General features: G+C 69.7%; 11 protein-coding genes. 5 read left to right on the top strand and 6 right to left on the bottom strand.

The features are described 5' to 3' along the window. Positions 1–135: 135 nt before the first annotated feature. From rplI to rpsF, 4 genes are all read right to left on the bottom strand, one after another. The gene (rplI, locus tag ACFV6D_RS09530; protein WP_063348488.1) at positions 136–582 is read right to left on the bottom strand and encodes a 50S ribosomal protein L9; all 447 of its coding nucleotides are present in this window, start codon (positions 580–582) and stop codon (positions 136–138) included. 17 nt (positions 583–599) lie between these two features. After that, positions 600–836 carry a 30S ribosomal protein S18 gene (gene rpsR / locus ACFV6D_RS09525; protein WP_030304537.1) on the bottom strand — a complete coding sequence of 79 codons (237 nt, stop codon included), beginning with the start codon at positions 834–836 and terminating at the stop codon, positions 600–602. An 80-nt stretch (positions 837–916) separates the two neighbouring features. Next, a complete protein-coding gene (locus ACFV6D_RS09520; protein WP_380559030.1) occupies positions 917–1,540 on the bottom strand; it encodes a single-stranded DNA-binding protein in 624 nt (207 codons plus the stop codon). Positions 1,541–1,636: 96 nt separating this feature from the next. Then, positions 1,637–1,927 carry a 30S ribosomal protein S6 gene (rpsF, locus tag ACFV6D_RS09515; RefSeq protein ID WP_063348486.1) on the bottom strand — a complete coding sequence of 97 codons (291 nt, stop codon included), beginning with the start codon at positions 1,925–1,927 and terminating at the stop codon, positions 1,637–1,639. Positions 1,928–2,242: 315 nt separating this feature from the next. Here rpsF and ACFV6D_RS09510 point away from each other — a divergent pair, with 315 nt between their 5' ends. The 3 genes from ACFV6D_RS09510 (at position 2,243) to ACFV6D_RS09500 (ending at position 4,887) form a co-directional block, all read left to right on the top strand. Continuing rightward, positions 2,243–2,542, top strand: coding sequence for a hypothetical protein (locus ACFV6D_RS09510; RefSeq protein WP_063348485.1), 300 nt, complete (start codon positions 2,243–2,245; stop codon positions 2,540–2,542). A 178-nt stretch (positions 2,543–2,720) separates the two neighbouring features. Further along, the gene (locus ACFV6D_RS09505; protein ID WP_063348484.1) at positions 2,721–3,839 is read left to right on the top strand and encodes a peptidoglycan bridge formation glycyltransferase FemA/FemB family protein; all 1,119 of its coding nucleotides are present in this window, start codon (positions 2,721–2,723) and stop codon (positions 3,837–3,839) included. 13 nt (positions 3,840–3,852) lie between these two features. Beyond that, a complete protein-coding gene (locus ACFV6D_RS09500; protein WP_063348483.1) occupies positions 3,853–4,887 on the top strand; it encodes an alanine racemase in 1,035 nt (344 codons plus the stop codon). Positions 4,888–4,918: 31 nt separating this feature from the next. Here ACFV6D_RS09500 and ACFV6D_RS09495 read toward each other — a convergent pair whose 3' ends face one another. Together ACFV6D_RS09495 and ACFV6D_RS09490 are read right to left on the bottom strand one after the other, a co-directional pair. Next, the gene (locus ACFV6D_RS09495) at positions 4,919–6,496 is read right to left on the bottom strand and encodes a glycosyltransferase family 87 protein (protein ID WP_380559028.1); all 1,578 of its coding nucleotides are present in this window, start codon (positions 6,494–6,496) and stop codon (positions 4,919–4,921) included. Between the two features lie 162 nt (positions 6,497–6,658). After that, positions 6,659–9,163 carry a transglycosylase domain-containing protein gene (locus tag ACFV6D_RS09490; protein ID WP_380559026.1) on the bottom strand — a complete coding sequence of 835 codons (2,505 nt, stop codon included), beginning with the start codon at positions 9,161–9,163 and terminating at the stop codon, positions 6,659–6,661. A 516-nt stretch (positions 9,164–9,679) separates the two neighbouring features. Here ACFV6D_RS09490 and ACFV6D_RS09485 point away from each other — a divergent pair. Both ACFV6D_RS09485 and ACFV6D_RS09480 read left to right on the top strand, forming a co-directional pair. Then, positions 9,680–10,381 (top strand): PadR family transcriptional regulator, encoded by a 702-nt coding sequence (locus ACFV6D_RS09485; protein ID WP_063348480.1) that lies wholly within the window; start codon positions 9,680–9,682, stop codon positions 10,379–10,381. 126 nt (positions 10,382–10,507) lie between these two features. Further along, the gene (locus ACFV6D_RS09480) at positions 10,508–11,590 is read left to right on the top strand and encodes an inositol-3-phosphate synthase (protein WP_063348479.1); all 1,083 of its coding nucleotides are present in this window, start codon (positions 10,508–10,510) and stop codon (positions 11,588–11,590) included. The last annotated feature ends 148 nt before the right edge of the window (positions 11,591–11,738 follow it).

The following is an 11,738-nucleotide window of genomic DNA, read 5'->3' as shown; positions in this document are numbered from 1 at the left end:
CGGGCGGGGGGGGGGGGCGGGGGTGTGGGGGTCTCTCCGACCCCCCCCCTGCGGGGCGGGGCCCGACCCCGCCCCCCCCCCCGGGGGGGCCCCCCCCCCGGGGCCCCCCCCCCCCTCAGGCCACTGCTACGGAACTCAGGCAGCGACGACGGCGACGTCGAGGTTGGCCTGGACGTCGGCGTGCAGCTTGACCGAGACCTTGTGGGTGCCCACGGTCTTGATCGGCGAGGCGATCGCGACGGCGCGCTTGTCCACGGCCGGGCCGCCGGCGGCCTTGATGGCCTCCACGACGTCGGCCTGGGTCACCGAACCGAACAGACGGCCGGCGTCACCCGAGCGAACGGCCAGCTTGACCTGGACGCCCTCGAGCTTGCCCTTGACCTCGTTGGCGGCCTCAAGGGTCTGGATCTCGTGGATCTTGCGGGCGCGACGGATCGCGTCGACGTCCTTCTGGCCGCCCTTGGTCCAGCGGATGGCGTAGCCACGCGGAACCAGGTAGTTGCGGGCGTAGCCGTCCTTGACCTCGACGACCTCGCCGGCGGAGCCGAGACCCGGCACCTCGTGCGTGAGGATGATCTTCATTACTTGGTCACCCTCTCTTAGCGCGCGGTGCTGGTGTAGGGCAGCAGCGCCATCTCACGGCTGTTCTTCACGGCCGTGGCGACGTCACGCTGGTGCTGGGTGCAGTTGCCGGTGACCCGGCGGGCACGGATCTTGCCACGGTCGGAGATGAACTTCCGCAGCAGGTTCGTGTCCTTGTAGTCAACGTAGTTGACCTTGTCCTTGCAGAAGACGCAAACCTTCTTCTTCGGCTTGCGAGCAGGCGGCTTCGCCATTGTGTGCTCCATTTGGGGTTCACGGCCCGGCCGGCGTCCTCAGGACGCCGGCGGCCGGGCCGCACGAAATCTGTCAGCTCTTAGAACGGAGGCTCTTCCGAGAAGCCGCCACCGGACGGGGCGCCCCAGCTGCCGCCGCCCTGTTGGCCGCCGGACGGAGTGCTGGACGCCCACGGGTCGTCGGAGGGGCCGGACTGGCCGCCGCCGCCGCCGGAGTTTCCACCCCAGCTGCCGCCGCCGCCCTGCTGGCCGCCACCGCCGCCCCAACCGCCCTGCTGGCCACCGCCGCCGCCCTGCTGGCCGCCGAAGCCGCCACCAGAGCCGCCGGGGCCACCGGACCGGTTGGCCCGGGTGACCTTCGCGGTCGCCGAGCGCAGGCTCGGGCCGACCTCGTCGACCTCGACCTCGAAGACCGTCCGCTTCTCGCCTTCCTTGGTCTCGTAAGACCGCTGGCGCAGTCGGCCCTGCACGATGACGCGCATGCCGCGCTGCAGCGACTCGGCCACGTTCTCCGCCGGCTGCCGCCAGACGTTGCACGTGAGGAAGAGGCTCTCGCCGTCCTTCCACTCGTTCGTCTGACGGTCGAAGGTGCGGGGGGTGGACGCGATACGGAACTTCGCGACCGCCGCACCCGACGGGGTGAAGCGCAGCTCGGGGTCGTCGACGAGATTGCCGACGAGGGTGATGACGGTCTCGCCTGCCATGGTGGTGATGACCTCTCGGGAAGATGTCCGTTCACCGCTGTTTCACGTGAAACAGCGGACGCGAGCTACCCGAGACCCGAAGGCCTCAGAGGTGGCTCAGTGGGTGTCCGGGCGCAGGACCTTGGTCCGCAGAACCGACTCGCTCAGGCCCATCTGGCGGTCGAGCTCCTTGACGACCTCAGGCGTGGCCTTCAGGTCGATGACCGAGTAGATGCCCTCGGACTGCTTGTTGATCTCGTAAGCCAGACGGCGACGACCCCAGGTGTCGACCTTCTCCACCTTGCCGCCGGCGTTCCGGACGACGGTGAGGAAGTTCTCGATCAGGGGGGAGACAGCGCGCTCCTCGACCGAGGGGTCGAGGATGACCATCACCTCGTAGTGACGCATGGGTAACCCACCTCCTTTGGACTCAACGGCCACGGTCTCTCCGTGGCAGGAGGGTTGTGCAGCGTCGGCACCGGAGCAGTGACGACACCGGCCACCGTAGCGGCCGGGTCCGACAATCGGGCCCCGCTCACCCGACAGGGTGGTCGCCCGGAAGAGGGCGCAAGGGGGCACAACTACACCAGTGCAGACGGCACAGCCTACCCGCACCCGGACGGCCGAACAAAACGCATAGGGGTTGTGAGACCGGCCCAACCGCCGCAATCTGGACGGAACGGGATTCCTGCCCGTTCGTCTCCACGCCAGGAGGTGGGACTCATGGCCCAGTCCGTCCACCGCATGCCCGCGCTCACACTGAACACCGACGGCCACCCGCACCCCCGCGAGAACGCCCTGGTGGGCCTCACCGCCGTGCTGGGCGTGATCGCCTTCACCACCTCGTTCTTCCACAACCTGCACCTGCTGACCTCGTGGACCGGCCTGTTCGGGATCATCACGGGGCTGCTCGGCATGTTCGTCTCGGTCACCACGGCCGAGCGCTTCGTGCTGATGATCACGCTCGGCGCCTCCGCCATCGGCTTCTACCTCGGCATCGCCCGCGGCGGCCTCTGGGGCTGAGCCGCCCCCGGTCGCACCGTTCCGGAACCCTCGGCGCCCCCGTGGCGTATCTGCAAGGAGACAGGTACGCGACGGGGGCGCCGTCGCGCCCGCAGCGGCGGGCGCCCGGGCCCCGGACGATAGGGTCAGCCCGAGAACCTGGGCCCACCGCAGCCCGACCGACGAGGAGCACCGAGCAATGAGCCTGCGCCTGAGGACGATCACCCGCGAGGAGCACCTCGCCTTCATCAGGAGCCGCGCCTCGGCCAGCCACATGCAGGTGCCGTCGTGGGGCGACGTGAAGGCCGAGTGGCGCTCGGAGTCGATCGGCTGGTTCGACGAGGCCAACCAGCTCGTCGGCGCCGGCCTGGTGCTCTACCGGCAGCTGCCCAAGCTCAAGCGCTACCTCGCCTACCTGCCCGAGGGCCCGGTCATCGACTGGTTCGACCGGGACCTCGACCGCTGGCTCTCCCCGATGCTCGCCCACCTCAAGTCGCAGGGCGCGTTCTCGGTCAAGATGGGCCCGCCGATCGTCATCCGCCGCTGGAACGCCCCCACCATCAAGGAGGCCATCGCCGGCAAGCAGGCCAAGCGCCTGCGCGACGTCGAGGCCGACTGGTACGAGGCGCGCGCCTTCGAGGTGGCCGACCGGCTGCGCAAGGCCGGCTGGCTGCAGGGCGAGGACGGCGGCGCCGGCTTCGGCGACGTCCAGCCGCGCTACGTGTTCCAGGTGCCGCTGGCCAACCGCTCGCTGGACGACATCCACAAGAACTTCAACCAGCTCTGGCGCCGCAACATCAAGAAGGCCGAGAAGAGCGGCGTCGAGGTGTACCAGGGCGGCTACGACGAGCTGCCGATCTTCCACCAGCTCTACCTGGTGACCGCCGAGCGCGACAAGTTCACCCCGCGCCCGCTGTCCTACTTCCAGCGGATGTGGAAGGCCCTCACCGCCGAGGACCAGAACCGGATGCGGCTCTACATCGCCTACCACGACGGCGAGCCGCTGGCCGCGACCACGATGCTGGTGGTCGGCGAGCACGTCTGGTACTCCTACGGCGCCTCGGCCAACCACAAGCGCGAGGTCAAGCCGTCCAACGCGATCCAGTGGCGGATGATGCGCGACTCCTACGCGCTCGGCGGCGGCGTGTACGACCTGCGCGGCATCAGCGACACCCTGGACGAGAACGACCACCTGTTCGGCCTGATCCAGTTCAAGGTCGGCACCGGCGGCCAGGCCGCCGAGTACCTCGGCGAGTGGGACTTCCCGCTCAACAAGCTGCTGCACAAGGCCCTCGACCTCTACATGTCCCGCCGCTGAGGAGGCTGACCCGATGACGCTGTCGCTCTACCTCGACACCGAACGCTGGCGCACCCACCAGCGCTCCGTCCTCGCCGAGTTCCCCGGTCTGGTGCCGGTCGCCAAGGGGAACGGCTACGGCCTGGGCAACCACCGGCTGGCCGAGGAGGCGACGCTGCTGGGCACCGGTGTGCTGGCCGTCGGCACCGCGTACGAGGCGGCCGACGCCGCCGAGTGGTACGGCGGCGAGCTGCTGGTGCTCACCCCGTACCGGGTCGGCGAGGAGGCGCTGCCGCTGCCGCACGCCCGGGTGATCCGGACGGTGGCGAACCTGGACGCGCTGCGGGCGCTGCGCGGCGCCCGGGTGGTGGTGGAGTGCATGACCTCCATGCGCCGCCACGGGGTGAGCGCCGCCGACCTCACGGCCGTCGCCGCCGAGCTGGACGGCGTCGCCTTCGAGGGCCTGGCGCTGCACCTGCCGATGGACCGGCCGGACGGCTCCAGCCCGACCGAGGAGGTCGTCCACTGGGTGGACACCGCCCGGGCGGCCGGGGTGCCGGTGCACACCGTGTACGTCAGCCACCTCGGCGCGGCCGGCATGGAGCAGTTGGCCCAGCGCTACCCGGACATCGTCTTCCGGGCCCGGATCGGCACCCGGCTCTGGCTGGGCGACCACGGCGCGCTGGAGGTCCGGGCCACGGTGCTGGACGTCACCCCGGTGAAGAAGGGCGACCGCTACGGCTACCGCCAGCACCCGGCGCCGGCCGACGGCCACATCGTGGTGGTGGCCGGCGGCACCGCGCACGGCATCGGCCTGGAGGCGCCCAAGTACGTGCAGACCATGGCCTCCCGGGCCAAGGGCATCGCCCGGGCCGGCCTGGCGACCGTCAACAAGACCAAGTCGCCGTTCCACTGGGCCGGCAAGCAGCTCTGGTTCGCCGAGCCGCCGCACATGCAGGTCTCACTGCTGTTCCTGGACGGCGAGACCAAGCCCCCCGCGATCGGCGAGGAGCTCGGCCTCCAGGTCCGGCACACCACCACGCACTTCGACCGCGTGGTGGACCGCTAGGCCCTGTCCGGCCCTAGAACGACTGAGGCGCCTACGCCTTCTCGGCCGGCTCCGGCAGTTCCGGCTCGTCCAGCCACTGCTCGGAGCCGGCCGGCGCGTATCCGGCGTAGCTCTCCTCCTCGCGCAGCGTCCGGGCGGTGCCGAGCACGAACACGTCCGGGGCCCGGTCGAGCACCCCGCCGGACGGGTCGTCGCTGCCGTCCCAGCGCACCGGGTCGCGGTCCGGCTGCAGGGCGTCGCGGACCACCATGACCACCAGGTAGAGCGTGCCCAGCAGGTGCAGCACGACCGCGAAGTGGTACCAGGCCTCGCCGATCCCGTGCTGCTTGGGCCCGGTGACGAAGCCCAGGTGGGACCAGATGCCCAGGGTGTACAGCACCTCGCAGGCCTGCCAGATCAGGAAGTCCCGCCAGCGCGGCCGGGCCAGCACCGCGAGCGGCAGCAGCCAGAGCGCGTACTGCGGCGAGTACACCTTGTTGACCAGCACGAACAGGGCGACCACCAGGAAGGCCAGCTGCGCGAAGCGCGGGCGGCGGGGCGCCGTGAAGCCGAGCCACGCTATGGCCAGGCAGCCGAGGACCATCAGCACGCCGATGTAGAGGTCGAGGTCGGCCAGCCCCGTGCCCCGGCTCTGTATCAGGATCAGCCAGAACGAGCCGTAGTCCTCGGCGCGGTGCTTGCTGAACACGTAGAAGGTCGACCAGCCCTGCCAGTTGGCCGCCATGATCGGCAGGTTGACCAGCAGCCAGGAGCCGGCCGCGCCGGCCAGCATCACCCGGAACTCGCGCCACTTCCCGGCCCGCCAGCAGAGCACCAGCAGGGGGCCGATCAACAGCACCGGGTAGAGCTTGGCCGCGGTGGCCAGGCCGATGAAGACACCCGCCCAGCCGGGCCGGGAGCCGGACCACCAGGCCATCGCCACGGCGGCCAGCGCGACCGCGAGGAGGTCCCAGTTGACCGTGCCGTTCAGCAGCAGGACGGGCGCGAGCGCGAACAGCAGGGCGTCCCAGGGGCGGCGGCGGTGGGTGCGCGAGAGCGCCACCACGGCGACCACCGCGCAGGCCATCAGCAGCCCCGCGTTGATCGCCCAGAACCACCGCTCCTGGTCCTGCGAGGTGCCGGCGCCGGGCGTCAGCCAGGCCGCGACCTGCATGAACAGGCCGGTCAGCACCGGGTATTCGAGGTACTGCAGATCCCCCGAGGTGCCCGGGATGCGGTCCACGTACGGGTGCAGCCCGGCCGAGAAGCCGCGGCCGGAGAACAGGTGCGGGATGTCGCTGTAGCAGGCGTGGATGTACTGCGGCGAACCCGGCTGGAACCAGGCCTGGTTGTAGCAGGGCGCCTTCTGCACCATGCCGAGCACCGAGACCACGATCACCGCCAGCGCCAGGAAGCGCGCCGGGATCCACCAGGAGACGCCCAGCAGCGCCCGGCGGCCCGGCGGGCCGCCGATCACCTCGCTGCCGGCCGCCGCCACCGGGTCCTCGTCGGCCGGGACGACCACGGTGTTGACCGGCGGCGCGGCCGTGGCGACGGCCGGCCCGACCGGCCCTGCGGCGTCGCCGGGCCCGGCCGGCCCTGCGGATTCGTCACGATCGCTCGACGTCATGCCGGACATCCTGCCGCACCGGCCCCACCGGGACGAGGAGGACCCCGCAACGGGCCCGGCCTCCGTCGCCCGGCGGCACGGCGAATCATGACGAAACGGCGGTGGCGGCCCTCCGGAGAGGGCTGCCACCGCCGTTCGGTTCATCCGCTCAGCGGGTGGTGGTCAGGGCAACAGCCCGTTCTGCCCACCGCCACCGCCGGTCGAGGACGGTGTCGGCGGCTTGCCGCTCGGCTTGCTGCTCGTCGCCGGGGGGTCCGTCGGCGGCGCCGTGGGCGGGGGCGTGGTGCAGCCGAGGAGGCCGCAGCTGCTCGTCGGACCGGGGTTGGTCCTGGTGTGCGACGGTGTCTGGCTCGGCTGCGTGCCCGGGCAGTCCACGCCCGGGACACAGCCCGGGCCCTGGGTGGACACGGGCGGCTGCGGCTGGTTGTTGTTGGTCGGCGGGGGCTGGTTGTTGGTGCCCGGCTGGGTCGCGGGCGGGGCCGACGGGGTCTCGCTCGTCGTCTGCGTGGGCGTCATGCTCGGCGAGACCGGGGCGCCGGAGGAGTCCACCTGGGTGCCGACCGGCTGCGGGGCCGGGAAGTCCATCTTCTTCTCGTTGGCCAGCGCGGCCTTCATGTACCGGGTGAAGACGTCGGTCGGGATGTCACCACCGTGGATGGACTCCTTGCCGCCGGTGCCGTTGAGCGACAGCCGCTCGTGCTTGCTCGGGTCCTCGCGCCACATCGCGACGCTGGTCACCAGCTGCGGGGTGTAGCCGACCCACCAGGCCGACTTGTTCTGGTCGGTGGTACCGGTCTTGCCGGCCACCGGGCGGCCCAGCTCCTTGGCCTTGAAACCGGTACCGTTCTTCACCACGTTCACCAGCACGTCGGTGACGTTGTCGGCGACGGCCGGCTCCAGGGCGACCTTGGCGTCCTTCTTGCCGAAGCCCGGGCGCTCGGTGCCGTTCACCTCGACCTTGGTGACCGAGTAGGGCTCGGCCTCCTTGCCGCTGGCCGCCAGGGTGCCGTAGGCGGTGGCCATCCGGATCGGGCTGATGGTGGAGGTGCCGAGGGCGAAGGTCGGGGTCTTCGGGTCGGCGAAGCTCTCCTTCCTGACGCCCATCTGCTCGGCGATGTTGGCCACGTTCTGACCGCCGACGTCCTGGTTGAGCTGGACGAAGGGCACGTTGAACGAGTTCTGCATGGCCGACCGCAGCGAGACGTAGCCGCGCTTGCCGGAGTCCTCGTTCTTCTGCCGGTAGGGCTTGCCGTCGTCGCCGATCACCAGCGAGCCGTCCGGCTTGCGGATCTCGGACATGTCGTCGGACAGGTAGCGGCTGTCGGCGTTGATCCGCTTCGGCTTGCCCTTGTCGTCGGTGGCCGTCTGGACGCCGATCTGCATGGCGGTCGCCAGCACGAAGGGCTTGAAGGTCGAGCCGACCTGGACGCCGATGGCGTCGGCGTTGTTGTCGAAGTGGCCGTTCTCCACGCCGTCGCCGCCGTAGAGGGCGACGATCGCGCCGTCGCCGGGGCGGATGCTGGCGGAGCCGAACTGGATGAAGGTGTCGTTGTTGGGGCGCTTCTGGGCGTTGAGGTTCTCGCCCTTGACGTCGTCGACGGCCTTCTTCAGGGCGTCGACCTTGTCCTTCTCGAAGGTGGTGTAGACCTTCAGACCGCCCTTGTCGATCATCTGCTGGGTGATCGTCTTGTCGGTGGCCATCAGGTACTTGTTGGCGGTGTCGACCAGGTAGCTGACCTCACCGTTCATGCTGGAGCTGGGCTTCTGCGGGATCGGGTCGGGGAACGTGGTGCACTTGGCACGCTCCTCCGGGGTGATGGCCTTGGTCTTCACCATGTTCTCGAGGATCCAGGCCCACCGCCCCTGGGCCCGCTCCTTGTTCTCCGGCTTCGACGGGTCGTAGTACGACGCGCCCTTCAACAGGCCGGCCAGCATGGCGCTCTGACAGAGGTCGAGGTCCTTGGCGTCGACCCCGTAGTAGGCCTGTGCGGCGGCCTGGGCACCGTTCGAGCCGCGACCGAACCAGCTGGTGTTCAGGTACCCCTTGAGGATGTCCGGCTTCTGCATCTTCTGATTGATCTTCAGCGTGATGAAGAACTCCTTCAGCTTGCGGCTGAGGGTCTGCTCCTGACTGAGGTACGCGTTCTTCACGTACTGCTGGGTGATCGTCGAGGCGCCCTGGGTCTCGCCGCCCTTGGCCATGTTGTAGACGGCGCGGAGCATGCCCTTGGGGTCGATGCCGCTGTCCTCGCGGAAGGTCTGGTTCTCCGCCGCGATCACGGCGTTCTGCAGGTTGGGGCTGATGTCGGAGAGCTCGACGATCTGACGGTTGGTCTCGCCCTTGCGGGTCATCTCCGAGCCGTCGGCCCAGTAGTAGATCGTGTTCTGGTCCTTCATCAGATCCTTGAGCTTCGGGATCTCAGTGGTCTGGTAGAGGTAGAAGACCCCGCCCACGCAGGTGGCGAAGACGATCAGGAAGGCGCTCAGCCACTGCCGCCAGGACGGCAGCCAGCGCCGGACGCCGGTCTTGCCGAAGCGCGGGTAGTCGATGAACCGCTTCTTGCCGGGGCCTGCGGCGGCGGCCGCGGACGCGGAGGCGTCGGCAGCACCGCGCCGGCCGCCCTTGCCGCCCTTCTGGGCGGCCTTGCGCAGTTCGGCGCGGGTCATCCGGGGTTGCTGAGCGGTCTCCCGTTCGCCCGGGGGGCGCCGACGGCCGACGCCGTCCGAGCTCACCTCGTCCCGGCCTGGTCCGCCCTGACGGCCACCACCACCCGGGGGCTGCTGCCCGTCACCGCCCGGGCTGGGCGTCCTTCGCCGTCGTTCACTCATGTTGCAGCCACTCCTCGCCAGGCGGTTCCAGCCTGAAGGCAGGGTTCACGTCCGATGCCCGCCAACCGCCCTAACCCCGGAGGTGGTCCTCGTGCACACGCGACAGCGTACGCAGCCGGGAATCCCAACTAATCGGGCATCAGTCCCCAATGACCGCAAAACGGCAGCAGATCATTACACGCCCGTTGCCAACCACTCCTGCGCGTCGGCTTGTGATCACCTTCACGCGCGCCCCCCTTGCCCGTTCCGAAGGCCCGGTTTACTGTTCTCGATATATCGAGCCGATACATCGACGCGGCATACCGCCCGATGCAGCGGCCGGACAACGGCCGAGAGGTAAGGAGGACGACGGCAATGGGCAGGCGCTCAGGAGTGCTGGAGTTCGCCGTTCTCGGTCTGCTCCACGACGCCCCGATGCACGGCTACGAGCTGCGCAAGCGGCTCAACGTCCTGCTCGGAACGTTGCGGGCGTTCTCGTACGGAACGCTCTACCCGTGTCTGAAGAGCCTGGTCGCCCAGGGCTTCCTGGTCGAGGACAACCCGGACGTCGAGTACGTCCCGGCCACCGCGCTCAACGGCAAGCGGTCCAAGACCGTCTACCGGCTCTCCCCCGAAGGCAAGCAGCGCTTCGAGGAGCTGCTCGCCGACTCCGGGCCCGACGCCTGGGAGGACGAGCACTTCGGCGTCCACTTCGCGTTCTTCGGCCAGACCGACCGGGCCGTGCGGATGCGCGTCCTGGAAGGGCGTCGCAGCCGGCTGGAGGAGCGACTGGAGAAGATGCGCAACTCGCTGGCCCGCGCCCGCGAGCGGTTCGACGACTACACCGTCGAGCTGCAGCGGCACGGACTGGAGTCGGTGGAGCGCGAGGTCCGGTGGCTCAACGAGCTGATCGAGACCGAGCGGGCCAACCGCACCGGCCGGACCGGGCCCGCCACCGGCGGCAACACCACCGCCGTACCCCACAAGACTTCGGACGGCCGTGGCCAGGAGGAAGGGTCCCAGGACCCGCCCGGGCCACCGTACGACCGCCCGGGGCGCTCCGCCCAGGAGCGCTGACACCGCGTCAGCCCTGTGCCGCGCGGCAGGAGTGGGCGCCTCGCGCCCGTACAAGCAGTCATCGAAGAAGCAGGACGAGTGCCGTCGACCCCGGCGGCCCTCATGAGATCACAGGGAGCAACCGGAATGGGTTCGGTTCGCGTAGCCATCGTGGGCGTGGGCAACTGCGCCGCGTCGCTGGTGCAGGGTGTCGAGTACTACAAGGACGCCGACCCGGCCGGCAAGGTCCCCGGGCTGATGCACGTCCAGTTCGGTGAGTACCACGTCCGCGACGTGGAGTTCGTCGCCGCGTTCGACGTCGACGCCAAGAAGGTCGGCTTCGACCTGGCCGACGCCATCGGCAGCAGCGAGAACAACACCATCAAGATCTGCGACGTGCCGCCGACCGGCGTCACCGTCCAGCGCGGCCACACCCTCGACGGCCTGGGCAAGTACTACCGGGAGACCATCGAGGAGTCCGACGAGACCCCGGTCGACGTCGTCCAGATCCTCAAGGACCAGCAGGTCGACGTCCTGGTCTGCTACCTGCCCGTCGGTTCCGAGGCCGCCGCCAAGTTCTACGCCCAGTGCGCCATCGACGCCAAGGTCGCCTTCGTGAACGCCCTGCCGGTGTTCATCGCGGGCACCAAGGAGTGGGCGGACAAGTTCACCGAGGCCGGCGTGCCGATCGTCGGTGACGACATCAAGTCCCAGGTCGGCGCCACCATCACGCACCGCGTGATGGCCAAGCTGTTCGAGGACCGCGGTGTCATCCTCGAGCGCACCATGCAGCTGAACGTCGGCGGCAACATGGACTTCAAGAACATGCTCGAGCGCGAGCGCCTGGAGTCCAAGAAGATCTCCAAGACCCAGGCCGTCACCTCGCAGATCCGCGACCGCGAGATGGGCGCCAACAACGTCCACATCGGCCCGTCGGACTACGTGGCCTGGCTGGACGACCGCAAGTGGGCGTACGTCCGCCTGGAGGGTCGCGCGTTCGGCAACGTCCCGCTGAACCTGGAGTACAAGCTCGAGGTCTGGGACTCCCCGAACTCCGCCGGTGTCATCATCGACGCCGTGCGCGCCGCGAAGATCGCCAAGGACCGCGGCATCGGCGGCCCGATCCTGTCGGCCTCCTCGTACTTCATGAAGTCCCCGCCGGTGCAGTACTTCGACGACGAGGCCAAGGAGAACGTCGAGAAGTTCATCCGCGGCGAGGTCGAGCGCTGAGGTAGAGCGCCGGAGCCGGCGGCGGGTGACCGCCGCCGGCCACGCCGGAGGGGGCCCCCCCCCCCCCAAGCGGGGCCCGGCCCACGGAGGCGCCCAAATGATGCAGGTGAAACACGGCCCGGGGCTCTCGCCGCAGGCGGGCGGGGCG

Source organism: Kitasatospora sp. NPDC059812, from assembly GCF_042732075.1.
GTDB lineage: Bacteria > Actinomycetota > Actinomycetes > Streptomycetales > Streptomycetaceae > Kitasatospora.
Note: the sequence above shows the minus strand (reverse complement) of the source record. Positions and strands in the feature narration are given on the sequence as shown.